At 36.7% G+C, this 25,760-nt stretch carries 26 protein-coding genes, 1 tRNA gene and 1 pseudogene; 18 read left to right on the forward strand and 10 right to left on the reverse strand.

Going from position 1 to position 25,760, the window contains the following annotated elements:
* Positions 1-365: 365 nt before the first annotated feature.
* Positions 366-3,509 (forward strand): DUF3427 domain-containing protein, encoded by a 3,144-nt coding sequence (locus R3F25_11990; GenBank protein ID MEZ5497525.1) that lies wholly within the window; start codon positions 366-368, stop codon positions 3,507-3,509.
* Between the two features lie 44 nt (positions 3,510-3,553).
* On the opposite strand, the gene R3F25_11995 is transcribed toward R3F25_11990, so the two are convergent.
* From R3F25_11995 to R3F25_12005, 3 genes are read right to left on the reverse strand one after another with little or no spacing between them, the layout of a single operon-like run.
* A complete protein-coding gene (locus tag R3F25_11995) occupies positions 3,554-3,865 on the reverse strand; it encodes a pirin-like C-terminal cupin domain-containing protein (protein ID MEZ5497526.1) in 312 nt (103 codons plus the stop codon).
* A gap of 21 nt (positions 3,866-3,886) precedes the next feature.
* Positions 3,887-4,078, reverse strand: coding sequence for a hypothetical protein (locus R3F25_12000; GenBank protein MEZ5497527.1), 192 nt, complete (start codon positions 4,076-4,078; stop codon positions 3,887-3,889).
* Positions 4,054-4,413 carry a pirin family protein gene (locus R3F25_12005; protein MEZ5497528.1) on the reverse strand — a complete coding sequence of 120 codons (360 nt, stop codon included), beginning with the start codon at positions 4,411-4,413 and terminating at the stop codon, positions 4,054-4,056. Before R3F25_12005 ends, R3F25_12000 begins: the two co-directional genes overlap by 25 nt.
* Positions 4,414-4,915: 502 nt before the next feature.
* Here R3F25_12005 and R3F25_12010 point away from each other — a divergent pair.
* The 7 genes and pseudogenes from R3F25_12010 (at position 4,916) to pth (ending at position 9,255) form a co-directional block, all read left to right on the forward strand.
* Positions 4,916-5,304 (forward strand): annotated as a pseudogene (locus tag R3F25_12010) (cupin domain-containing protein).
* 25 nt (positions 5,305-5,329) lie between these two features.
* A complete protein-coding gene (gene lolB, locus R3F25_12015) occupies positions 5,330-5,881 on the forward strand; it encodes a lipoprotein insertase outer membrane protein LolB (GenBank protein ID MEZ5497529.1) in 552 nt (183 codons plus the stop codon).
* Positions 5,878-6,678 (forward strand): 4-(cytidine 5'-diphospho)-2-C-methyl-D-erythritol kinase, encoded by an 801-nt coding sequence (gene ispE, locus R3F25_12020; GenBank protein ID MEZ5497530.1) that lies wholly within the window; start codon positions 5,878-5,880, stop codon positions 6,676-6,678. The genes lolB and ispE overlap by 4 nt, the downstream gene beginning before the upstream one ends.
* Before the next feature lie 69 nt (positions 6,679-6,747).
* A tRNA-Gln gene (locus R3F25_12025) sits at positions 6,748-6,823 on the forward strand.
* A gap of 119 nt (positions 6,824-6,942) precedes the next feature.
* Entirely contained in the window at positions 6,943-7,899 is a 957-nt protein-coding gene (locus tag R3F25_12030) for a ribose-phosphate diphosphokinase (protein MEZ5497531.1), read from the forward strand.
* Between the two features lie 74 nt (positions 7,900-7,973).
* A complete protein-coding gene (locus R3F25_12035; GenBank protein MEZ5497532.1) occupies positions 7,974-8,591 on the forward strand; it encodes a 50S ribosomal protein L25/general stress protein Ctc in 618 nt (205 codons plus the stop codon).
* 88 nt (positions 8,592-8,679) lie between these two features.
* The gene (pth, locus tag R3F25_12040; GenBank protein MEZ5497533.1) at positions 8,680-9,255 is read left to right on the forward strand and encodes an aminoacyl-tRNA hydrolase; all 576 of its coding nucleotides are present in this window, start codon (positions 8,680-8,682) and stop codon (positions 9,253-9,255) included.
* Here pth and R3F25_12045 read toward each other — a convergent pair.
* Entirely contained in the window at positions 9,241-10,314 is a 1,074-nt protein-coding gene (locus R3F25_12045) for a cyclic nucleotide-binding domain-containing protein (protein ID MEZ5497534.1), read from the reverse strand. The genes pth and R3F25_12045 overlap by 15 nt on opposite strands.
* 112 nt (positions 10,315-10,426) lie before the next feature.
* Here R3F25_12045 and R3F25_12050 point away from each other — a divergent pair, with 112 nt between their 5' ends.
* The 6 genes from R3F25_12050 (at position 10,427) to R3F25_12075 (ending at position 15,548) form a co-directional block, all read left to right on the forward strand.
* Complete coding sequence (locus R3F25_12050; GenBank protein ID MEZ5497535.1) at positions 10,427-11,659, forward strand: AmpG family muropeptide MFS transporter; 1,233 nt, start codon at positions 10,427-10,429, stop codon at positions 11,657-11,659.
* A 34-nt stretch (positions 11,660-11,693) separates the two neighbouring features.
* Positions 11,694-12,368, forward strand: coding sequence for an alpha/beta hydrolase (locus R3F25_12055; protein MEZ5497536.1), 675 nt, complete (start codon positions 11,694-11,696; stop codon positions 12,366-12,368).
* Complete coding sequence (gene zapE, locus R3F25_12060; protein MEZ5497537.1) at positions 12,369-13,406, forward strand: cell division protein ZapE; 1,038 nt, start codon at positions 12,369-12,371, stop codon at positions 13,404-13,406. It begins immediately after the preceding gene.
* 441 nt (positions 13,407-13,847) lie between these two features.
* Positions 13,848-14,108 carry a hypothetical protein gene (locus R3F25_12065; protein MEZ5497538.1) on the forward strand — a complete coding sequence of 87 codons (261 nt, stop codon included), beginning with the start codon at positions 13,848-13,850 and terminating at the stop codon, positions 14,106-14,108.
* Between the two features lie 109 nt (positions 14,109-14,217).
* Positions 14,218-14,568, forward strand: a complete 351-nt coding sequence (locus R3F25_12070) for a hypothetical protein (protein MEZ5497539.1) — start codon at positions 14,218-14,220, stop codon at positions 14,566-14,568.
* An 821-nt stretch (positions 14,569-15,389) separates the two neighbouring features.
* Positions 15,390-15,548, forward strand: coding sequence for a hypothetical protein (locus R3F25_12075; GenBank protein MEZ5497540.1), 159 nt, complete (start codon positions 15,390-15,392; stop codon positions 15,546-15,548).
* Positions 15,549-16,276: 728 nt separating this feature from the next.
* On the opposite strand, the gene R3F25_12080 is transcribed toward R3F25_12075, so the two are convergent.
* The 6 genes from R3F25_12080 to R3F25_12105 form a co-directional block, all read right to left on the reverse strand.
* On the reverse strand, positions 16,277-16,822 hold the full coding sequence (locus R3F25_12080) for a hypothetical protein (protein ID MEZ5497541.1): 546 nt from the start codon (positions 16,820-16,822) through the stop codon (positions 16,277-16,279).
* A 329-nt stretch (positions 16,823-17,151) separates the two neighbouring features.
* Positions 17,152-17,601 (reverse strand): hypothetical protein, encoded by a 450-nt coding sequence (locus tag R3F25_12085; GenBank protein ID MEZ5497542.1) that lies wholly within the window; start codon positions 17,599-17,601, stop codon positions 17,152-17,154.
* Between the two features lie 2 nt (positions 17,602-17,603).
* Entirely contained in the window at positions 17,604-18,089 is a 486-nt protein-coding gene (gene purE / locus R3F25_12090; GenBank protein ID MEZ5497543.1) for a 5-(carboxyamino)imidazole ribonucleotide mutase, read from the reverse strand.
* Positions 18,090-18,204: 115 nt separating this feature from the next.
* Positions 18,205-19,584: a tryptophanase gene (locus R3F25_12095; GenBank protein ID MEZ5497544.1), complete on the reverse strand. Its 1,380-nt coding sequence runs from the start codon at positions 19,582-19,584 to the stop codon at positions 18,205-18,207.
* 18 nt (positions 19,585-19,602) lie between these two features.
* Entirely contained in the window at positions 19,603-20,235 is a 633-nt protein-coding gene (can, locus tag R3F25_12100) for a carbonate dehydratase (GenBank protein MEZ5497545.1), read from the reverse strand.
* A 2-nt stretch (positions 20,236-20,237) separates the two neighbouring features.
* Positions 20,238-20,513, reverse strand: a complete 276-nt coding sequence (locus tag R3F25_12105) for a hypothetical protein (GenBank protein MEZ5497546.1) — start codon at positions 20,511-20,513, stop codon at positions 20,238-20,240.
* 195 nt (positions 20,514-20,708) lie between these two features.
* On the opposite strand from R3F25_12105, the gene R3F25_12110 reads away from it, so the two are divergent.
* The 4 genes from R3F25_12110 to R3F25_12125 all read left to right on the forward strand — a co-directional run bounded on the left by R3F25_12110 (position 20,709) and on the right by R3F25_12125 (position 25,742).
* Positions 20,709-22,067, forward strand: coding sequence for an acetyl-CoA hydrolase/transferase C-terminal domain-containing protein (locus R3F25_12110; GenBank protein MEZ5497547.1), 1,359 nt, complete (start codon positions 20,709-20,711; stop codon positions 22,065-22,067).
* A 65-nt stretch (positions 22,068-22,132) separates the two neighbouring features.
* Positions 22,133-22,462, forward strand: coding sequence for a hypothetical protein (locus tag R3F25_12115; GenBank protein ID MEZ5497548.1), 330 nt, complete (start codon positions 22,133-22,135; stop codon positions 22,460-22,462).
* Positions 22,463-22,544: 82 nt separating this feature from the next.
* Positions 22,545-23,051 carry a DUF1232 domain-containing protein gene (locus tag R3F25_12120; GenBank protein ID MEZ5497549.1) on the forward strand — a complete coding sequence of 169 codons (507 nt, stop codon included), beginning with the start codon at positions 22,545-22,547 and terminating at the stop codon, positions 23,049-23,051.
* Between the two features lie 390 nt (positions 23,052-23,441).
* Positions 23,442-25,742, forward strand: a complete 2,301-nt coding sequence (locus R3F25_12125; GenBank protein ID MEZ5497550.1) for a hypothetical protein — start codon at positions 23,442-23,444, stop codon at positions 25,740-25,742.
* The last annotated feature ends 18 nt before the right edge of the window (positions 25,743-25,760 follow it).

Genomic DNA, 25,760 nt, shown 5'->3' on the forward strand with positions numbered 1-25,760 from the left:
TGCACCACGGGTATATATATGATAACAATACAGTCATCACAAGTTATTTGTATTGAAATAAGTGAGTATTTTATAAAAACTATCTTATATTGTTTTGGTAAGAAATTTGGTTTTCTTATCATACTACACGGATTATGTATAACTATTGAATTTTTATTTAACAGGTAAAGCACGTTGTCATAACCCAACTGGATTGGGTAATCAATTCAAGATAATCTAAATAGCTACTCACGATATCTTTCTGTAATTATGTTTCAAAGCAATAATAAGAGTTTAGAGCAAACTACTCAATTTCAGATTTCTCAGGCGACTCTAGAAAATAGCAATTGAATTGTTTATAATTTTAAAAAATTTATTAGACACCCATGGAAACAGGTCTTTACGAACAACTCATAAATAAAGTCATTGCTCAGAAATTAAATCTATTGGATAGGGATAAATTCTATATAAATAAAATAGCCCTTGATAAAACTGAAGCAAGTAAAGTTTTATCACAATATTTAAGCAGAGTTATTCATTACGCGCTTAATCAAATACAAGGAAAAAATAGCCTAGAAAAACAGTTAAAAATATCAAATAAAATCATTAAAGTCCTCAATAAAGAAATCTCTGATGCTGAAATTGATGAAAATATAATAGCAACTGAAGCAAACATTCTTAATGCAATTTACGAAAAACTGAATGCTGATTTTATTGATTTTAAATCACACCTAAAAGAAATTACTCCATATACAAGGTTATCTCATAGTGAGTTATTCACTGGAAATCACGCAGGAATTTCGCTAGAAAGCGAAATAAAAAAAGAAATATTATCATCTGATAAAATAAGCTTCTTGGTCTCATTCATCAAATGGACAGGAATTCGAATATTTGAAAACGAATTGAAAGAATTCACAAATCGTGGTGGACAACTCAAAATTATTACAACTTCTTACATGGGTGCCACTGATTTAAAGGCAATAGAGTTTTTATCTAGTTTGGAGAATACAGAAATAAAAGTTTCTTACAATACAAAAAATGAAAGACTTCATGCTAAAGCCTATTTATTTTACAGAAATACAGGATTTCACACTGGTTACATTGGTTCATCCAATCTGTCACGTTCAGCATTAACCAATGGGTTAGAGTGGAATATAAAACTAACAACTCAAGAGGTAAGTCATTTAATTGACAAATTTCAAAAAACATTTCAAACATATTGGCAAGATTCTGAATTTGAATGTTTCAAATATACAGACCATTCAGAAAAACTGAAAATAGCGCTACGCAGTGAGAAACATTCCTCCAAAATACAGTTTGATGCATCAACTCTATTTGATATCAGACCTTATAGCTATCAACAAGAAATCATAGATAAGCTTCAAACTGAGAGGTTGGTTCACAAACGAAATAAAAATCTTGTTGTTGCAGCCACAGGAACCGGTAAAACAGTAATTTCTGCTTTTGATTTCAAACAATTCAGAAAACAAAATCCAGAAGCCAGACTTTTATTTGTCGCTCATAGAGAAGAGATTTTAAAACAATCAAGAGCAACTTTTCAAGGTGTCTTGAAGGATAATAATTTTGGTGAATTATGGGTGGGAGGATATGAGCCAGAAAGTTTGAAGCATGTATTTGTTTCTGTACAAACCTTGAAGAATAGAATTAAAAACTTACAACTTGATTCGAGTTACTATGATTTCATCATTGTAGATGAAGTTCATCATATTACAGCTAGTAGTTATCGCCCTATTCTCAATCAATTTAATCCTAAAATTTTATTGGGATTAACTGCAACACCAGAAAGAATGGATGGTGCAGATATATTGAGTGATTTCTCTGGAGTTATTGCTGCCGAAATTCGACTTGCTGAAGCGCTTAATCGAAAATTGTTATGTCCTTTTCAATATTTTGGTATCACTGATAGTGTTGATATTTCTAATGTTGAATGGCGTAATGGAAGGTATGTTCCCTCTGAACTGACAAAAATTTATACTGAAAATGACAGAAGAGTTGGTGAAATTATAAAAAACATTCACAAATATCAGAAAAATATCCATGAAACAAGAACATTGGGATTCTGTGTTGATCAAGATCATGCGCAATACATGGCTGAGAAATTCCATTTAGCAGGATTTAAAGCAGGTTATTTAGTCAGTAATAACAGTTCGTTACGGCACGAACTTAGACAGAGATTTATTAAAGGTGAAATTAACTACTTATTTGTAGTTGATATATTCAATGAAGGCGTTGATATTCCGGAAATTGACACTGTTCTATTTTTACGTCCAACGGAGAGTCTTACAGTATTTTTACAACAACTAGGACGTGGTTTAAGATTAGCAGAAGGAAAAGATTGTTTAACTGTCCTAGACTTCGTGGGAAATGCACGTAATGAATATGACTTTGAAACAAAATTTAGAGCAATGATTGGAAAAACAAACTCATCCGTTCAAAAGGAACTAGAAGATGATTTTCCACATTTGCCATTAGGGTGCTCAATAGTCCTTGAGAAAAAAGCAAAACAGATAATTTTAAAGAATATAAAGCAAGCAACCAGTCATCGTAAAAACCAAATCATTAGCAAAATACAAAACTTTAGACACCATACTAATTTGCCATTAACATTATCCAACTTTATATCTATCAACCAAATTCCTCTTGAAGTTCTCTATAGACGTGAATGTTGGTCATATTTGAAATATTCGGCGAACTGCGAACCGGAATTTGATGAAAAGTATGCAAAAGAAATTAAGGGAGCTATATTAAACAAATGGCTTGCATGTGACTCATATTCATACTTGTCTTTTATCTTAAAGCTAGCAAAAAATAATTTTAAAATAGATGTATCTTCTCTAACAAAAGAAGAAAGACTAATGGCTTTAATGTTACATTATGACGTTTGGCAAAAGAATCATTCATTTGTAAATATTGATAATAGCGTTCAAGCACTTGGGACAAACCGATTACTTGTATCTGAAATAATAGAAGCGTTAGAAATCTTAATTGATAGAATTGACCATTTGGAGCAAGACATAAACTTGCCATATGAACAACCATTAAAGGTTCATAGCCGATATACTCGAGACCAAATACTGACTGCTTTTGGATTTAGTACTTTTAAACAAAAATCTTCTAATCGTGAAGGTGTTGCATTAAATAAAAAAACAAATACAGAATTATTGTTTATTGACTTGCACAAGTCTGAAGAAGATTACTCGCCTACTACCTTGTATAACGATTATGCAATCAATGATGTTTTATTACATTGGCAATCACAAAATGCAACAAGGCCAGATTTAGGTAAAGGGTTAGAATATATTAATCAGAAAGAAAATAATCGACTAATTTTGCTTTTCATCCGACCACACAAGCGAAACCAACATGGACTCACCAATGGTTATTATTTTTTAGGTAAAGCCAAGTTTGTTGAAACCTACGGTTCAAAACCAATGAACATTACTTGGAAATTGCAAGAGCCAATGCCAGCTTATTTATTAAAAGAATCAGCTAAATTAGCAATTGGATAACATAACACTCACCTGCCCCATCAAAGGGGAAGTTCGAGGGATATCTATACAAACCTCCCGCTCTGAAAATCATGAAATGCTTGCAGGATTTCTTCTCGGGTGTTCATTACAAACGGGCCACCTCTGGCGATGGGTTCATTCAAAGGTTTGCCGGCTATATAGACAAAGTCTGAGTTTTGCTGAGCTTTGATTAACAGGTTTTCTGCTTTTGATAAAACCGCAATTTCGCTTTTTTTCAAAGTTTGTTTTTGGTCGCCGATAGATATTTCGCCATTGAGAACATAAATAAAGGCGTTATCATCGGGGTTGATTGGTTCGGAAAATTCAGTTTGGCAGGAGCTGTTATATGCCAGAATGTTGGATTAACATAATTGTTGTCAATAACTCCTTTGTTGTTCCTGTGAAGTTGTTCCGGATATGACTTTGACTGAGATACCGTTCCCCCGTTTTTCGGTGGAGATTTCAGAAGAAGAAAACTCCTGATATTTGGGTTTGCACATCTTTTCACTAGCGGGCAGATTCACCCAAAGTTGCAATCCTGCCATCATGCCTTCGGTTTGTTCGGGCATTTCTGTGAATGTATGATTCCACGACCTGCGGTCATCCATTGCACATCTCCGGTTTCAATCACACCGGAATGACCGGCGCTGTCTTTGTGCTTCATTTTTCCGGCAAGCATGTAAGTCACGGTTTCAAATCCGCGATGTGGATGATCGGGGAAGCCACCAATATAGTCTAAGGGTTTATCCGAACCAAATTCATCCAACAATAAAAAAGGATCCAGATAATTTAACTGTTGTGTTCCAATCACTCTCTTTGAGTTGAACTGCACGCCATCGCCGTCTGATGCTGGATTGACCTTTGGTTTTAAAAATAATTTCTCTGTTCGCCATAAGATTTGCATTTATTATTCACATCATTCTAATATAATGTCGATTGTGAATAAATAAACTTAACCCCAAATATCATGTAGAATGATTTATGCAAATGGCAAAAAGTTGAAAAATTCTTCAGGAAAGAATTTTACGCAAGCCCTCATGGATGAGGGTGATATCAGGAATGATAGAATAAATATCGCTTCAATCCTAGTCATTCATAGGTTTATGCGATATTTATTCAAGATATCACCATTTTTTCATAACTAAACATCAGAGGTTTGCCAGCTTAGCTGCAGGGGACAGCACATGGAAGTGCTGGAGCAAACCATTAAGGTACAATTTGGTTTTTAGCAGATCTTCCTAATGTATTGTTATCAAAAGAAAAATCATTGGTTTTTACCGTTTACATGAAATATTGGGGTTAATAGCAAGGACAGATATTATTGAAAAACTGAATTTACAAAAACATCCCGAAGGCGGTTATTTTCGAAACTTATCGCAGTGAGGGTGAGATAAACTTTACTGAATGTGCCGATTTTTCAGGAAACAGAAATTATTCTACTTGCATTTATTTTTTGCTCATCTGATGAGTTTTCATCATTTCATCGAATCAAACAGGATGAAATCTGGCACTTTTATCATGGTTCAGCCATTCGATTATTTATGATTTCACCTCAAGGAGATTTAACGGAACACATTATCGGTAACGATTTATTGCAAGGTCAAAACCACAACTCGTTGTGCCTGCAAATCACTGGTTTGCGGCAGAAATCGTTGAACCAAATTCTTTTGCTCTGGTCGGTTGCACTGTGGCTCCGGGATTTGATTTTGCCGATTTTGAATTGGCGAAAAGAAAAGAGTTGAGTAACCAATTCCCACAACATCAATCTTTGATTGATAAGCTGACAAGAGAATAATATGTTAATGAATTCAAAAGATTATATGACTAAAACATTCTTATTGGTTGCACTTGTTGTTTTATCATCCTGTCAAAAGTCTCACAAACCTCGGGAGACATTTTCAAACTGGAAACAGATTTCCACATGGTCGGTTAAGGGAAAAATGGCGATTCGCAATGATAATGAGCGAGGCTCGGGGAAGTTCAGTTGGCTTGTTCATGATAGTAAAATCACCGCACAATTTAGCGCTCCTTTGGGACAAGGAAGCTGGAAAATCACTGAAGATAAGCATTCTGCCAAACTCACTTCATCAGAGCATGGAAATATTTTTGGAAACAATGCTGAGGATTTGATTTCAGCCGAATTAGGCTGGCACTTTCCGTGGAACAGTCTCGAATACTGGCTTAGAGGTTATGAAACCAGTCAAAAGTTAAAACCACATAACACACTTCCCGATTCATTCATTGATAATAGCTGGGAAGTGACTTATGAAAAATGGATGCCGACTCCAATAGGAATGTTGCCTAAAAAAATTAAGGCAAGCCAATCGCCTTATGAGGTAACGGTTGTTATTTACGATTGGAATCTGCAATGAAAACCCTTAGTCCGGCAAAAATCAACCTGATGCTTCGTGTCCTCGGTCAGAGAGAGGACGGTTATCATATTTTGCAAACCTATTTCCAACTTTTGGATTGGGGTGATGGGATGCAGTTTGAATTGATTGAGAATCAAGTTATTGAAATTGAAGGTAATTTTGGCAATTTACCAATTCAGAATAATTTAATTTACAAAGCAGCTGAAATGCTCTTACCTTTTAGAAAAGTTCAACAAGGCATTCGGATTGAAGTTGATAAGAATATTCCCCAAGGTTCAGGACTTGGTGGCGGAAGTTCCAATGCCGGAACAACTCTCAGAGTTTTAAATGAGTTATGGCAATGCGAACTGAGCCAAAACCAATTGCTTGAATTTGCCGTCAAACTGGGTGCGGATGTACCTATATTTGTTTTCAACAAATCGGCAATGGCAGTTGGAGTTGGAGAAAAATTAAACGAATATGAAATAGAAAAGAAATATTATGTTTTGATATTTCCACCGGTTTCAATTTCTACGGCTGAAGTTTTTAAAAGTTCTGAGTTACAAAGAAACCAAAAACCTATCGAAACCGAACAAATTCACAATCAAAATTTCTGGACCAATGCCTGTTTGCCTGTAGTGCTCAATCAGTTTTCCGAAGTGAAAGAAATGTATGGTATTTCAAGTCGTTATGCACCAACTTATATGTCGGGAACAGGTTCTACATTATTTGCCTGTTTTGACTCTAAAGGTGAAGCTCAACAGCATATTGATAAGTGTCCTGATGATTGGAAAATGGTTGTTTGTCATTCACAATAAAAATATGACATTTTTTTAAAAAATAGACTTTTCTTTCAGAAATAAGACGTATATAATACCCGACCTTATTGGGGTGTCGTCAAGTGGCTAAGACACCAGATTTTGATTCTGGCATTCGCAGGTTCGAGTCCTGCCACCCCAGCCATATATTTTATGCCTGCAGTCAGACAACTGATTGTAGGCATATTTGTATTAGCAGTATGCGATTTTGTGATATGATTCGTCATGATTTCCATCTTAAAGAATAAAGGTTAGGCAACACTCATGATAGTGGACAACAGCATTAAACTTTTTACCGGCAATGCGAATCCGAAATTAGCTCAGAACATTGCCAAATTTCTGGGACTCCCTCTTGGCAAAGCCTATGTGGGACGATTCAGTGACGGTGAAGTGGCTGTCGAAATTATAGACAATGTCCGCGGACAGGATATTTATATCATCCAACCGACTTGTATGCCTACAGCCGATAATTTTATGGAATTATTGGTTATGGTTGATGCCCTTAAAAGAGCGTCTTGTAAATCAGTCACCGCAGTCATGCCTTATTTTGGCTACGCCAGACAGGATAGAAGACCTCGTTCATCGAGAGTTCCTATTACCGCAAAAGTAGCTGCCAAAATGATTGGAACTGTGGGAACAGATCGGGTATTGACAATTGATTTGCATGCTGATCAGATACAGGGTTTTTTTGATATTCCTGTTGATAATGTTTATGCATCACCTCTGACACTAGCTGATATCTGGTGTTCTTATGATGCCAATGATGTGGTGGTGGTTTCACCGGATATTGGTGGCGTTGTCAGAGCCAGAGCCATTGCCAAACGAGTCGGTGCGGATTTGGCAATCATTGATAAAAGACGACCCAAGCCAAATATGGCAACGGTTATGAATATCATCGGTGATGTCAAAGGCAAAACGTGTATTCTGGTTGATGACATGATTGATACTGCCGGCACTTTATGTGCAGCCTCAACAGCATTGGTTGAAAGAGGCGCAAAAGAAGTTATCGCGTATTGTGTTCATCCGATTCTTTCGGGGAATGCAATCAGCAACATTGAAAACTCAGCTCTGAAAGAGCTTGTAGTTACCGATACGATTCCTCTGCGTGAAGATGCAAGGAACTGTAAAAAAATCAGGCAATTGAGTGTCGCCGAAATGCTGGCGGAAACCATTCGCAGAATTGCCAATAAAGAATCTGTCAGTGAGATGTATATCGACTGATAATGTGCGAAAGCACACTCTGTCTCGTTTGGTCGCAAAACGGGAGAATTTTTAACTTAAACAGGAGACATAATATGTCAATTTTTAGAATTAACGCCGAGTTGCGCGATGATTTGGGGAAAGGTGCGAGCCGCCGCCTACGTCGTGAAAACAAAGTTCCTGGTATCATTTACGGTGCAGGAAGAGATCCAAGAGCAGTGTCAATTGAACACCACAAAGCGCTCAGATATATCGAAGACGAATCATTCTTCACCAGTATTCTTGAGCTCAAAGCGGCTGATGGCAAACGTCAAAAAGTTGTACTTCGTGATATGCAACGTCACCCTTCAAAGCCAGTAATCATGCACATGGATTTCCAAAGAGTTGCAGATAATGTTGAATTACACATGCATATTCCTTTACACTTCATGAACGAAGAGAAATCAGCTGCAGCGAAAACTTCAGGTATTATTGTATCTCATCAATTAACTGAAGTAGAAGTGAGCTGTTTACCGGATGATTTGCCGGAATTCATCGAAGTGGATTTGGCAAAATTCAAACCGGGTGATATGTTACGTTTGAGTGATATCAAACTTCCTAAAGGGGTTAAGTTGACAGCTTTCACTCACGGACATGATGAAGAGTATGATACTGTTGTTGTTTCTACAACTCATGTTAACTCTGATGCTGCAACTGAGGAAGCTGCAGAATAAGTCAAAGAATAAAATATTCAATCGAATCATTTTGTTATAAAAAGCAGCCCCATCTTCGGGGCTGTTTTTGTTTGGGAAAGGAGAATTTATGAGTTCCATAAAATTAATTGTTGGCTTGGGAAACCCAGGTAGTCAGTACACAAACACTCGTCATAACGCAGGGTTTTGGTTTGTTGATGCATTATGTAAAAAGTATGGATTTGATTTAAAAGACAACAAAAAATTCTATGGTGAAGCTGCTAATGTCGATATCAATAATCATAGTATTTGGTTATTGAAACCGATGACTTACATGAACCACTCAGGAAAGGCATTGCAATCCATTACTCAGTTCTACAAAATCAAACCCGAAGAAATTCTGGTTGCTTATGATGAATTAGATTTACCACCGGGAACTGTCAAACTCAAAAAAGGTGGTGGTCATGGTGGACATAACGGTCTGCGGGATATTATTAGTTTAATCGGTAGTAATGAATTTTACCGAATCCGACTCGGAATCGGACATCCCGGGCATAAAAGCAAGGTCGTTTCATGGGTACTGAATCGTGCAAGTAGCGATGATGAAATCAGCATTAATAATGCTATTGATAAGTCTCTTGCTGTACTTGAAGATTTACTGGATGGTCAACTGGAAAAAGCAACCAGAGAATTACACACTCGTTGATTCCGAATCATCCAATCTTTCAATCAGCTTCAACAAACCTTTGACACCGCCTTGCATGCTATAAACATCATAGCCTAGTGTTGCCAGTAAAAAAGCAGCTGATGCACAACGCAAACCAGTTCCTGAGCAGGTAATGACAGGCACGTCTTTTTTCAAAAGATTCTCCGCTTTATCCCTCAGTTCACCAAGTGGAATATTAATACTATCGTGAAAACTTTCTTCTTCAAATTCAATCATTTCCCTGACATCGACCAATACCGCTCCTTCAAGCAGCATTTCATAAGTTGTGTCGGTTGTTATCCATCTCACCACATGGCTTTTCAACAAGGATGAAAACTTCTCGCCCGCCATCTGCATCAATAAACCATTAGTCACCATGCGCACCGAGGCATTCCTTGGATCTTTACTCACTAGAGCATTCTCTCCAAATAAAGCCCCTGCTCCAATTGTTGCGACTTTTTCTTCCCCTTCTGCCACAACTTTGAAAATATCCGCATCTCCTTTGACGATGATGTAGCAAAAATCACCAAAATCACCTTCTGAAATGATTTCTTCACCCTGTTTCACATACAAAGGTTCTAAATTTTTGAAGATTTGATCAACGTGACCTCTGGGAAGCATTTGAACAGCTTTTGAGTTTAGCAACCCAACCACCCAATCATAAGACTCATGACCACGCAAAGGACTGTCCGATGACGATTCTTTAAACAAATTATCCCAAACCACAAAGTGATCCAGAAAAATATTGTTCATTATCATAACCTTTGCGCTTTTTGATTCGACTTCAGAACTCAGCCTTTTGTTGCTGTTGACCTCACCAACCGGATAATAGGCTGATAAAGATTCTGCTTTTAGCACTTTTTCTCGACCGGAGGGATAAGTGATTTTAACTCGACCTTCGATAACGTATTTCGCATAAACTTTGTTATCATCGTGTTTGAAAATATCTTCTCCACGATTAAACTCAACGGTTTCGAATTGCTTCAGCAATAACGGCAAAAATTTCTCTTCCATTTTATTGAAAGGATAATAATTTTTTAACTGCTCGACTGTTATCATATTGTTACTTCCCATAGCTTGCAGATTAAGATAACATATCAACCTTTAAAAATAAATTTATGAAATAAAATAATTTTGTAAAAAACTCTCAAAATAGACTTTCATCAATTTCATGCTCGAACTGAATCAAGAAACTAAAAAATATTATAAAAAAATATTCATAGCAACTTTGCTGGGAATGAGCTCAGGACTACCACTATATGTTCTCTATCAAACCATTCCTGCCTGGCTGAAAGATGCCGGAGTTGACTTATCAGATATAGGTCTCTTTCAGTTGATTGGAATTCCTTACACAATCAAATTTTTATGGGCTCCTTTACTCGACAGATATCGTTTTCCTTTTTTGGGACAAAGAAGAAGTTGGATGTTTGTCACGCAACTTTTATTAATCTTATCAATCGCATCAATCGGGTTTTTCAGTCCTCAGAATCAAATCTCAACAATTGTGATGCTAACCGTCATTATGACAACTTTTAGCGCCACTCAGGATATTGTTATTGATGCTTATCGAAGAGAATTACTGAGCGATGAAGAACTGGGAGCGGGTAATGCCTGGTTTGTGAATGCTTACAGATTCTCATCTTTAGTTCCCGGTTCGTTGGCACTCGTCCTTGCCGATCGAATAGATTGGCAGTATGTTTTCCCAATCGTTGCATTATTTATGTTGGTCGGTTTGGTAACGACTCTGTTTATTCCTGAGCACGATATTAAACATGACAATAATAAAACTCTGGCACAATCAATTGTTGAACCGTTGGCTGAATATTTTTCAAGATTCAGTTATAAACACGGAATCCTTATACTTGTCTTTCTGATGTTGTATAAATTAGGTGACTCAATGGCAACCGCTTTATCAACACCTTTTTATCTGGATATGGGTTACTCCAAAACAGTTTTGGGAACAGTGGTAAAGGCAGCAGCTTTGTGGTCAACAGTTGCCGGAGCCTTTATTGCCGGAATAGTGATGAGAAAAATTTCATTAAATAAATCTTTATGGCTTTTTGGATTCTTTCAAATGCTCACCATACTTGGCTTTGCATGGTTGTCACAACTACAAAATCCGTCAAACACCGCATTATTTATTGTTGTCAGTTTAGAATATTTAGGCGTTGGCATGGGAACAGTTGCGGTGATTTCATTCATGTTTAAAATCAGCAACAAATCTTTTGCAGCCGCTCAAATTGCCTTATTTACCGCAATTACGGCAGTTCCTCGAACTTTTATCAACGCCTCTACCGGATATATTATCGAAAGAGTCGGATATTTTGATTTCTTCCTGATATGTACCGCTTGTGCAATCCCGGGAATGTTGTTGTTATTCGTTATCGCTCCGTGGAAAGAGTGATATAATCACGCCGTTTAGAAATTTTTAACTTAAAATGATAGAAAATCCTCAAACTTTCCCTGACAAAACTTTTTTTCTGCAAGGACCAGTAGGCAAAATCGAGTGTTTGCCGGGAGATCCGGTTGACGGAGAAGACCGAAAAGCGGTTGGAATCATTTGCCATCCGCATCCGTTATTTGGCGGAACCATGCATAACAAAGTCACGCACATGATTGAAAAAGCCTTCCGTGAACTCGGAGCATATACTATTCGGTTCAATTTTCGTGGTGTTGGTGAAACAGATGGCGAGTTTGACGATGGCAACGGGGAAACCGAAGATGTCATTGCAATTTACAATTGGGTTAAAGAATTATTCCCCGAACATGATATCTGGCTTGCCGGTTTTTCATTTGGTTCTTATACGGCTTTAAAAGCCTGTCCGACAGTTAATCCAACACAATTTCTGACAATTGCACCGCCGGTTGAGCGTTATGATTATACAAAATTGGAAGCTCCACAATGTCCATGGCTGATTATTCAGGGTGAAGAAGATGATGTGGTAACACCAAAAGCAGTTTACAACTACGTTGACACTTTGGAACCCAGACCGCAGTTGATTACTTTTAAAGCCGGACATTTCTTTCATCGTCGTTTGATTGATTTAAAAGGAGCAATTAAAAACGGTATTCTCAGACAACTTCCAGAGGAAGAAACCACATCTGAAGAATAAATGAGTCCTTTAAAACTCTACCAAAAGCTGGTTTCACAAGGGGAAATTTCCAAAGATTCTTTGCAGGAGCAAGTGGTACTGGCTTTTGAGAATATTCATCATAATCTTCACAAAAAGTCTTCATTCTGGTTTTTTAAACCGAAGAGAAGATTCAACGGGCTATATATTTATGGTTCGGTGGGACGTGGAAAAACTTTTCTGATGGATTTGTTTATCCAAACCATTGATGAAAAAAGAGTTCGCAGACAGCATTTTCACAGTTTTATGAAATGGTTACATCAGCAATTAAGGCAGATAAAAAACCAGCAGAACCCTCTCGATACAGTTATCAAAGCTTTATCAGAAGAAATTGATGTGTTATGCCTGGATGAGTTTCTGGTGCATGACATCACTGATGCCATGCTGCTCGCCGGAATTCTCTTTGCTATGCAAAAATACAATATCTCCATCATCACCACTTCCAATGTCAATCCGAAAGATTTGTATTTGGGAGGCTTACAACGAGAGAAATTCCTGCCGGCAATTTCATGGATGCAACAAAATATGACTATCATCCAATTGGACGGAGAACATGATTACCGCACAGCGGATACAACATCAAGCCAGCAAAAGTGGCTTTCACCAATCAATAAGCACAACGAAACACTATTTGAAAGTCGCTTCAGTCAATTGGTTGGCTCGGATGATATTCACATTTCGGCTATCGAAATCAATAAAAGGAAAATCGAAGTCATCAAACGTAGCGACAAACACATAATGTTGGAATTTGAAGTCCTATGCATGCAACCCCGAAATGCCTCAGACTATATCCAACTGGCAGAAAAATACCAAACCATCTTTATCGTTATCAATCATGCAATAGACCAAGAAGACCGTAACACCGCGCGAAGATTTATCACCTTGATTGATGTGCTCTATGACACAAACACACCATTATATGCCCTATCAGCGGTTTCCTTTGATGAAATCTATCAAGGCAAAGAACTCTCCTTTGAAATGCAACGCACCGTTTCGAGACTGACTGAGCAAAGCCAATAACAAGTATACGCCATTACCGCTTCATTTTTTTCGTGATTCGTGTAAAGGCAGGAATCTAGTTATTTGGATTGATTTATCAAAAAGTGTGCTCAAAATTCTCAGCCTAAAGGTTTCACTGAGTATTTGAAAAAGTTGCAAATTATTCGTAAACTATATTCAATTTTTTATGATTTAAGAAATATAAATAACCTACGAGATTTAACAATGAAAAATAAATTCCAATCATTTAAATTCAGTAAACAACGCATAAATGAGGGTTTAGGTAAATTATCCTTTGATAAACTTGTAAATTACTCTCAAACTTTATCTTTTTTAATTTTAATAAAATAACCTACGAGATTAAAGTATGAAATTAATCCTACTACCGGGAAATGGATGGAACCGGTTTGCTTTTCAAGCCGCTTGTTGATGTATTTGGCACAAATGCGGAAGTTAAAGTGATTGCCTTATCCAACACAGGAAAAGCTGACTTATGAAGAACTAACTGTGTATGTCACCACCCAGCTTCCTGAAGAGGATTATATTTTGGTTGCGGAGTCATTTTCGGGTCCGATTGCTTATCAAATTGCAAAGAAATATTCACAAAATCTAAAGGCGGCTGTATTTATAGCTACATTCCTGACTTCACCGAATCGATTATTGACACTTTTAACTAATTGCCAATGGGATTGTTATTCAAAATTCCAATCCCGGCTTTTTTAATCAAACGATACTTTCTAGGAAGAGACGTTAATTCGGAGACAATTGGACTCTTTAGAAAATCTATAAACTCAGTTAGTTGTCGGGTTTTTTACCATTTCGCCTTAATGAAATGAAAAAGCTGAAACCTGAAAGTACAACCCTTTTGATTCCGTGTCTCTATATTCAAGCGAAAAATGACAAACTGGTTTCTGAAAATCATGTTAATGAATTTAAAAAAATTGCTCCTCAAGTAAAGGTTGTAGTAATTGAAGGTCCTCACTTTGTAAGCACACATGTAAATCCGAAACGATGTTCCCTTGAAGTAATATTAGAGTTTGCCGAAAAAACACAGGTTCAGACGCTCAAGTCTAACCCTAATGATGCATCAGCAAGTAGGCTGAGCTGTGTATACAAAGCCCAACATTATTTTGAGTCGAGTTATTGGGCTTTCCGTTCAGCACCAACCTTGTATCAAATGTAATAACAAGCAATTGTTAATTATTCAATGGCAATTGAATAAAGGGGTAAAGATGTTGTCGCTAAACCTTAGATCATTGAGAATCTGTTATGCATTACACGAACTCTTACATTAACCACCATAAATACGAACGTATCTTGTGCATAGCTAGCGGCTATAGCACGAATAGTTACAAGAATGTATGGCAGTTAATTATTCAATCACCAGCAATATTATATTCACTGAGGGATAAATTATGATTTATTTTGGTATTGATATTTCTAAATTAATATTTGATAACTGCTTTTACTTGATAATAAATCAAGTCATAAGAAATTTAAAAAATAATCACAAGGTTTTTTTCTTTTTCATAAAATGGATAAAATCATTTAAAACAGAAATTATATTTGTATGGAAGCAACAGGAGTTTATGGCGCACACTTGGCTTCTTTTTTAGTTAAGAAAAATACAAGACTATTGTTTCCAACCCTTACAAAATAAAGAACTATGCACGAATGAAATGAATCGAAACAAAACAGATAAAGCTGATTCATTATGTATTGCACAATTACCAAAACTTCAAAATGAAGGTGGAATTGAGAATTATCTTTATACACTAAAAAAGCAAGTACTTTCAAAGACTACAAGCTCTAGTTACTCGATTAGAACAAGTAAATTTACTTAAAATACAAGAAGTTAATCATTTAGAATCAACCCTAGACAAAAGTCTCCGTTAAATTCATAAAGCAAACAATAAAGCACTTTGAAAACAAATAAAGGTCATTAAAAACTCAATAAAAGAATGTGTCAATCAAGATTTGATTCTAAAAAAACAGGTAAAACTATTGATTACAATTGATGGAATTGGAGAAATAACATTTTTTGTCAATATTGGCATATCTGGTGATATTTCTTCTTTTTCTTTCTTTTTATTTGCGACATCTGGGCAAGTAACCAGTTATGCAGGTATCAACCCTTTTATTGAAAACTTGGTACTAGTCTGAAGGTCTCTAGATTATCAAAAATGGGTCATAAACGACTACGTAAATCTTTATACATGCCAGCTATGTTGCTAAGAAAATACAATCCAATTCTTATCAACTTTTATATGACAAATTGATAAACAAAGGTAAACTCAAGAAAGTAGCAATTTGTGCTGTAATGAGAAGCTGCTAGTTCTTTCTCTATGGAGTTTTGAATGAAACTGCATTTAATCCAAATTATAAAAAATGCAAGGCAACCAAAATAGTTTGCTCTTTGCTTCCGTTTATGGTCATTGGCACTTCTGCCTGTACCACATAAACATTGTAACATAACTTGCTTTTGTTTTATAAATACTTCGGGGTTTGGGGCAGAGCCCCATGGTTGTTCCAGCCGACAAATAATTTGATATAATGCTTGAACTTTAAGACAGTATCTACCATACATGTTGGTTAAAACCAACGACCCAATTGTTTTGTTATAAATCATGGAATCATTTTGAGATTTTTTACGACTGTGTGTGCTTTGCACACTCCGCTCAGTATGACGGTGTTCTTTTTTACCCCCTTACATTTCGCTGAGACGCACAGAAATATTCGGGAAGAAGCTTCATACTGTTTGAGCGAAGCGAGTTTATGAAGCGCCGAATATTTTGAGCATCGAAGGTAGCCGAAGGCCGGAATGTCGGGGTGCTTCTTTACGGTACTTTTTGAGCACGCAAAAGTGCCACTCATAAGATACTGAAATGAATTCAGCATGATGATATCTTTGTTGAGATACTTCGCTTTCGCTCAAAGTATGACAGAGTTTCACTAGATCTCCGGGTCAAGCCTGAAGATGACAAAAAAAAAGAGCCAAAGGCTGAGAGTTCGGGGCGTGCTTTTTGGTTACTTTGTTTTACAATATAAAGAAGTAACAATAAAATGACTAGATCCTCGAGCAAGTCCGACGAAACAAAGGTTTTTAGACTTCCGTTACTTGCCTCTAATAATTTCGCAAGATTAACCACTTTTTGATGAAGTTCTTCAGCATTGTCAGCGACAACGGTCGAATGCCCGACTTTGCGACCGGGGCGATTTTGTTTCAAGCCGTAAATATGCCAGTGAACATCTTTTTTCCTTATTGCAAAGCCCACAGGCGGGCCCTCGCCAATCCAATTAATCATTGCCGCATAACCACTTTGGCATCGCCGTTGAACCGAGAGGAATCTCAATCCGGCGCGGAGGTGATTTTCAAACCAGGAAATGCCCTTCAATACTCCAATGTCCGGAGTTGTGAACTCGTGGTGCCATTTCATTGATAAATAAACCGCTATCAGTTTCAAACATTTCTACGGTTAAGACACCAACATAGTTCAGTTTATCAGCAATTTTTTGAGCATATTCAAAGGCTTTGGACTGTTTTCACTAGCAACAGCCGGGACTAAAGTTGTTGTCAGAATTGCCTTTGCTTGTGTTTGTTTTCACAAAGTTCATAGAATGCATAATCCACCAGCATTTCTTTAGCAATAATTACCGAAACTTCAATGATTAAAATGCACGGCCTTTTCCAGAATAAATGATCCGCCGTCAATTTGACTCCACAATTTAAGGTTTGTTTGGCTGTGATGCGGCACTGCCCTTACCGTCATAGCCCATTCTTCGGGTTTTCAAAAAAGCCGTCATTTCCACTGCTTTTAACTGCAAATAAGAGTTCCGAATAGCTATCAATCCTACAAAAATCCCCAACCGGAAGATTGAGTTGTTCACGAAACAGAACTTTTTCTTTCAGACGATCTTGTGCCACTTCAAGAACACTAGGATGAGGAAAAACCTGAGTGTTCTTTGCCACAAATTCAGCGGCGCTGACGGGCACATTTTCAAAATCATAAGTAACAAAATCACACTGTTTAGCAAATTCTTCCAACGCAATTTCATTGTCATAATCAGCTACAATGAGTTTTCCAACCAATCCGGCACAGGCATCTTTGGTCGGATCAAAAAACACAAAACGGAATCCCAAGGGGTAGCCATCCAGTGCCAGCATTTGTGCCAACTGACCGCCGCCAAGAATACCAATGGTAGGAAATTTATTCATAATTACTTTTCAGGATTCGGATGATCTAAGACTTTTTGGGTTTGTTTGTTTCGATATTTTTTTAGTGCTGATTTAATATCATCATCACCATTGGCAAGAATGGATGCACAACACAAAGCTGCATTTTGTGCGCCTGCAACACCAATGCTCATGGTTGCAACAGGGACACCGGCAGGCATTTGCACAATTGAGAGCAAGGAGTCAATTCCGTTTAAATTGCTGGACTTAATTGGCACACCAATAACTGGAACATGTGTAATCGCAGCAATCATTCCCGGTAAGTGTGCCGCACCACCGGCTGCAGCGATGATTACTTCATAACCATTATCTTCTGCCGAGTTGGCAAAATCATACATTAATTGTGGAGTTCGGTGCGCAGAAACCACTTGTTGATGAAACTCAATTCCTAAATCGTTCAGGAGTTTGGCACATTCCTTCATGGTTGCCCAATCCGATTGAGAGCCCATGACCAAAGCAACTTTCTTCATAATGACATCATATTTTGCTAAAACGGAATTGTTACACAATTAAATTGGATTCTCAATTGTAAACAAGGAAACTGTTTTATTTATTGCGACTGGTTTTTGTTTTGATGAACTATAACTAAGTTAATCTCTCAAAATGTGCGGTAAAATGTCTTAAAAACTTGGGTTCATAAGTAATTTTTACGCCTTTTGCCTGATCTTTTTCTTTGAGGATTTCTTCAAAGGTTTCGATGACGTAGTCAACATGGCTTTGAGTATAAACCCGACGAGGAATAGCCAGACGAACCAGTTCCATCGCCGCCGGAATCAATTTACCATTGGCATCTTTCTTGCCAAACATCACCGAACCAATTTCGCAAGCTCGGATTCCGCCTTTGACGTACAAATCACAAGCCAATGCCTGACCGGGAAATTCATCGACCGGAATATGTGGATACATGGCTTTGGCATCGATATAAACGGCATGACCACCAATCGGACGCATCACAGGAATGCCCATCTTATGCAGGCGGTCACCCAGATAGACAGTGCTGGTGATGCGATATTTGAGATAATCTTTGTCGAATACTTCTTGCAAACCAATCGCCAGTGCTTCCATATCCCGACCGGATAATCCACCGTATGTGACGAAGCCTTCTTTAATGATTAAGGTATTGGTGCAAGCATCCGCTATTTTTTTATCTTTTAAGGCTATGAAACCACCCATATTAACGAGAGCATCTTTTTTCGCACTCATCACTCCACCATCGGCAAGTCCAAACATTTCCTGTGCTATTTCACGATAGTCTTTGCCTTTATAGCCTTCTTCACGTTGTTCGATGAAATAGGCGTTTTCCGCAATTCGACAACAATCAAGCACAAATAATAGATTGTATTTATCACAAATTGCCCGAACTTCTCTGGCATTTTGCATGCTGACCGGTTGCCCGCCGCCGGAATTATTGGTCACTGTCAGAATAATTGCTCCGATATTTTCAGCACCGCTATTTAAAATTTCTTTTTCCAATTGTTTAATGTCCATATTTCCTTTAAACGGATGCTCCAAAGCCGGCTGTTTACCTTCGTCTGTGAGGCAATCAATCGCCGTTGCACCACCAAATTCGATATTGGCTCTTGTGGTATCAAAGTGTGTGTTACTGATAAAAACTTTTCCCTCGCCACCTAATAATGTGTACAAAATACTTTCACCGGCACGACCCTGATGAGTTGGAATTACATATTGATAACCGGTTAAATCACGGATTTCATCTCGCATGCGTTCCCAGCTTCGCGCTCCTGCATAAGACTCATCACCACGCATGATTCCTGCCCATTGATTGGCACTCATCGCTGAGGTTCCGCTATCTGTCAGCAAATCAATAATCACTTTTCTGGATTCAATCAAAAAAAGATTGTTATGTGCTTCTTTCAAATATTCCAAACGCTGATCTTCAGTTGACATTTCAATGGGTTCAACTGATTTAATACGAAAAGGCTCGATGATGGTTTTATGTTGCATTATTTTTCTCAGAGTCGTTTAATTTTTTCTTTTTTCACTGGTATTTGTACTGGCATCAAGATCTTTTAGAATGCCGTTGTTAATATCGTAAATCCAACCGTGTACTGTCAAGTCAGCACCTTGATTCCAAGCTTTGTTGACAATCGAAGTGTTGCAAACATTGTTCACCTGCTCGATGACATTCAATTCACAAAGTCTTTGTTGGTATTGTTCTTCATTTAGATTTTGCAGTTCATCTTTATGAAAACGAGCCACATCTTCTATGTGTCCCAACCAGTTATCAATAAGATTGGCTTCGCGGGTATTGTGGCCGTGTTTAGTTTTGTTGATTGCAGCATTGATTCCACCACAACCATAATGTCCGCAAACAATAATATGTTTCACTTTGAGCACATCAACCGCAAATTGTAAAACAGACAAGCAGTTAATATCCGTATGCACAACGACGTTGGCAATATTTCGATGAACAAATACCTCACCGGGTGCCAGACTCAGCAACTGATTTGCAGGAACTCGACTATCCGAACATCCAATCCATAGATATTCCGGGGATTGTTGTTCTGCTAATTCCTTAAAGAAATTCGGATTCTCGGCTTTAATTTTTTCCGCCCAGTCAGTGTTGTTTTTGAATAAGTGTTCCAGTTTCTTCATGTTTAAAATGAAATTTTATCAATAAAAAAATAAGATGGGATAATTGTACAACACATCAACACAAAGCCGATAATGAGCTGTTTCCCTTGTTTGGAAGCATCCTGCCAATTCTTTATGCAATAAGCAATTGATAATGGATTGAGAATAAAAAGTACCGCACCCATCGAGTATTGTTTTTTCCCTAATGCCATGAAAATAGTATTCATCCAGCCGACAAAGTAGAGCAAAACACCGACGCTCCCGGCAAGAATAACCAAAATTATCAGAAAATCATACATGGATATTATAAAGTCACGAAATGTCTGATATTGTACAGAAACTTTCAGCCGCTGTGTAAACTTTGAGCCGAATTTTATAATTTAGCAGAAGTTTGAAAAGCAATAAAACATGAAACTTCTGCTCAATTGATTGCAGTCAAATTATTGATTCCGTTTATCGGATATGATGCACACCAATCGTAAAAATTCAAACACATGAAAATATTCAACAAGGTCGAAGACATCATCAATAAAGACTTTCTGCCACCGGGAACACTTTTATATTCAGCCGGCAATGCAACCACTCCGCAAGTTTTGTTGAAACAAATCATCGCTGATGAAAACATTAAGGATATTGATATTCTCAGTTTGTTATTACTTGGCGATATTGGCGAAATTTTTTCAGAGCAAGTCTGCAAACGTATCAACCACAGGGTTTTGTTTGCCGGTTCCCATTCGCGAGAAGTGCTTAATCACGGACAGGCTTCTTATCAAATGATGCATCTCTCGGACATACCGCATCAAGTTCGGGATTATCTCAAACCAAATGTCGTTTTGTTGACTGTTTCCGGACCTGATAACGGCGGAAATTACAGCTATGGAAGCACGGTTGAAGGTCTCAAAGCTGCAGTTGAAACCGCTAAATCCAATAACGGTCTGGTTATCGCTGAAAGAAACAAACAAATGCCTTTTGTCTTAGGAACAACAATCAAGGAATCTGAAATTGATTATTTGATTGATACCGATTATGAATTGCCTGTCAGTCCTGTGCAAGAACCTGATGAAATCGCTCGAAAGATTGGTAACCTTATTGCCGAATTGTACATTCAGGATGGCAGCACATTGCAATACGGAATTGGCGAAGTTCCAGCTGCGGTCACCGATGCCATTATAAAAAAAGGCGTGAAAGACATTGGAATTTACACCGAGCTTTTTTCAGATTCAATGCGAGAGTTGATTACTGAAGGAATTGTAACCAACAAATATTCAGCAGTTAATTTTGCTATTGCCAGTATTTTTCTATCCAGTAGTAAACAAGGCTATGAGTGGCTGAATTTCAACAGCTCAGTTCAATCACGTCCTTGCGATACTACCAACAGCGTTTTGAAAATTGCCCAACAACATCGAATGACCGCTATCAATAGCGCTATTGGTGTCGATTTACACGGCAACATTTGGGCAGATTCCTTACAAGGCAGAATGATTTATAGCGGAATTGGCGGGCAAGCCGATTTTCTTCGGGGTTCCTATCTGTCTAAACAAGGTTATGGAATTATTGCAATGAAGTCAGAAACCCGCAAAAGCGTTTCAAAAATCATGGAATTATGCCCTGAAGGAATCACCACCACAGCCATTGCAGCCGATCCGGTAATTATTGTGACTGAGAATGGAGCATTCAATCCTATGGGCTTGAACATTGCCGAGCATGCAGTTGGCATTGCTCATTTGGCAAAAGCTGAGGTTCGTGACAATCTTCTAAGATATATTTATGACAGCAAGGTCTATCACAAACCGCAAATTGCATTGAAAGAAAGCATTCCCAAGGGCTTTGTCCCTTATGAATCAGTTTTTTAAGAAATTGAGTTGATTTCAAGATTTGAAATTATCAAAATAGCGATAAATACTCAAACAGAATAACAATGATTCTCAGAAGAACATGTCCTCATTGCAGCGAAAAAAGCATCTCAGCTCTTCAGGTTCTAAATCTAATTCTTGGTCAGAGCAAACAAAATTGCAGTAATTGTGGAATAGACATAGAACTTTCAAATCAAGGATTTTTTACTAAATCTATATTTTGGTTTATTGAAGCTGTCATGTATTCGTTACTGGTTTCAATTAGCTGGTATTACAAAAGCTGGTTGGTATTTTCTTTTGGGCTTTGTATCTCCGCATCCATAGAATTATTTATGTTGTTACATATTCCAATCCTATTCGTTGGTAAGAGAAACAGGGTCGATAAAATCATTTAGGTAAATATAAGTTCTGGTATTTATATTCGGATGATTTTAATGCATAATAAAAGCACAATTAACTATAACAACAGGGGTGAATATGGTTTCTATTTCAATTGATATTGACAACCAAGTTAAAGAGCATTTTAATCAATTTGTAAAAAATCATGGTTCGGTGATTAATGACAGCGATATTAAACATGCCAAAGAAAAAATTGCTGAAATCAGAGCGTCTGATTCCGATGGATATATCATCGAGCAAACCTCATCATTGGAATCAATGATTGCGATGATTTCCGATAAAACTTGGGAATCGGATAAAGAAAATCTCAAAAAAATCAACGCAACGATTAAATATTTTGTCGATGATGAAGATATTATCCCCGATCATATTCCTGGGATTGGTTATCTGGATGACTGTATCATTATTGACAACACAATGGATGAAGTCAGTGATGAATTGGATGAGTATAAAGATTTCTGTCGTACTCGTTTAGTTTATGCCAAAGGTGAAAAATTTACCTTTGATGACTGGTCCAAAATAAAAAATCAGGAAGCCGTCAGCCGTGTTCGCAATCGCAGATTGAGACGTTCTAAAAAGTTTTAATGAGATGTTTTAGGTTACATAAAGTCTTAGTTTAATTATAAACCCTGCTACATTGCGGGGTTTTTTATTTGGTAAATCTGTCATCCTGAGCGAATGCGAAGGATCTTCATAGAAAATATTATTGACTATGAAGAACATGAAGTTCTTGAAGGGGTTTTACTAAGGAAATAAATCAAAAATTTATCTATTAAAAATGCCACGGATGGAATAAGATAAATAGTTGATTGCTTTTAGTTTTGGCTTTGCCATTTTAAGGATAATGAAAATGAATTTCTGTTAATTTGACTAATTATGCTTTTGAGAACTTTTTTACTACTGATTTTTTTATCGCTCTGTGCTTTTCTTATTTTCTTCGACTGGAAAGAGATAGTTCACCACTTTGAAACAGGTATGCCTATACCTGTCAGTCAAAAAGAAGTGATCAAACAAAATAATGATGTAACCAGAGAACATATCCAGCAAAGATTAAACAAATTAACTCATCACAAATCAGACAACTATTCAAATTTATATTTTCCGGATTTGAATTTCAGAAGTTGTATACAAAAACTCAAACGATACAAGCCTGAACAAATTCAACATCTGGATTGCAGCAACCAAAATATTAAAGATATCACTGGCATAAATCATCTCAGCAATTTAATAAGTTTGGATTTGTCCGGAAATCAAATTGAAAGCATTCATTTAAGTGGCAACCAAATACTTCAAACAGTAAACATCAGCCAAAATAAACTAAAAAATTTAAGTGGTTTACCGAAAACCTTGGTTGAACTAAATGCTAACAACAATAAACTCGAATATTTAAAAATTGAAGAAACACCAGAGTTAAGAAAACTACAGATCGCAAATAATTTTCTAATTGATTTTTCCATTGATGCACCCAATCTTGAGTTGTTGGATATCAGAAATAATCAATTACTTAAAGTTGAATTAAAAAATCAAAAGAGTTTAAAAACATTACTCTTGGCTGACAATCAATTAAGTTTATTCAAGATCGATGGATTTCAAAATATTAAATACATTGACTTGAGAAACAATCATATAAACCGTTTTGAAAACTCGTTCATAGAACATTACTTTACTCTGTTTATGGACGGAAACGGTAAATTCTCTGATAATGGTCAATTCAAACTCACATTTCCCAAAGCACATATAATCACTCAAGATCTTCCTGGAAAAGATTTTCCAGATTCAGTTCTGCGTGATTGTATCGCTTTACACCTTGAAACAACTATCGATAAAATTCAATCAATCAATTGCTATGAAGCTAGCCAAATAATTAATGGAGGGAATAAAATCCAAGACACTACAGGCCTAGAACACTTGGTATCACTCAGGTATCTCATCATGGATAATCAGGATATTAGTAGCATAGATTTAAAACCTTTCGATAAACTGGAAAACATCAATCTTAGCAACAATAAACTTTCAACTATTGATATCGCTAACAATTTCCAGCTAACTAATGCTGATTTTTCAAATAATTTAATAGAGAACTTTAGTACAGAAAATCTACAATTAAGAAGATTAAATCTAAGCCATAACAAACTGAATGAAATCAATCTGGATGGAGTTCAAAATTTACGTGACCTAAATTTAAGCCACAATGATTTACAACAGGTTGATATTTCATCACTTGTAAAATTAAGAAGTTTAAATATCGAAAACAATAAACTTAAAGATATTGAGTTGGAAAATATTCCTTATTTGAAAGGTGTTAAACTAAATAACAATCCTTGGTCAGAAGCAGCATATCGTTATTTCCAACAGCGATTTTATAATACTTCTAAATCACGGAATGATTCGATGTTCAAAGGTCAGATAAGCATTCCCAAAGTTTTTGCTGCTGCTGAAAATACTTTTCCTGATCCGGGGTTTCGTCGTTGTGTGACTAAACATGTGAATGATGCGATAGAAAACTCCGTTAATGTCATAATTCATCTAAGTTGTCAAGGTCGTGCTATCAAAGATATTACCGGCATTGAAACAATGCCTCAACTCGAAGCAATTTCTCTAACATCATCTTACATTAATGAACTAGATTTAAGCATTTATAAAAAGTTGGTCTCACTGAGACTAAGAGAGACAAAAATCAAACATTTGGATTTATCTGGAAATCCATTATTGAAATCACTCGAATTACAAAGTAACCAAATAGAATCAATTACATTCAATAAAAACCAAGATATAATTTATATGGATGTCAGTAATAATAATTTAAAAGAGCTGAATCTACATTCCATGTCTAGTTTAGAAAAATTATTCGCACATAATAATCAATTAAAGATATTCAGTCATGCAGAATATCCAAACATGACTTTGCTAAAACTGTCAAATAATCAACTTTCAAGACTGAACACCAACAGCTTCAAAAGTGTTAAATATCTGTACCTTGATAACAACCAATTCACTCATATAGATTTAATACCTTTAACACAACTAGAAACATTGATTATCAATAACAATTTATTAAATCAACTCGATTTATCAACTGCTATTAAATTGAATGGTGTTTATATTTACGATAATCCATTACCAAAACTAGATTTAACTCATGGAAACTTCGAGTCAGTTAGGGTTGATTTGTTACAATATGGATACTTAAAACAAACTCATCAATTAGAGATTTTTGATTACGAAGAAAATATTGAAAAAGGTCGATATAAATTTCTGAAAAAAAAAGTTTACTGAATAATCAAATCAGTTATT

The sequence above is a fragment of the Gammaproteobacteria bacterium genome (assembly GCA_041395445.1).
Lineage (GTDB): Bacteria > Pseudomonadota > Gammaproteobacteria > Xanthomonadales > Marinicellaceae > NORP309.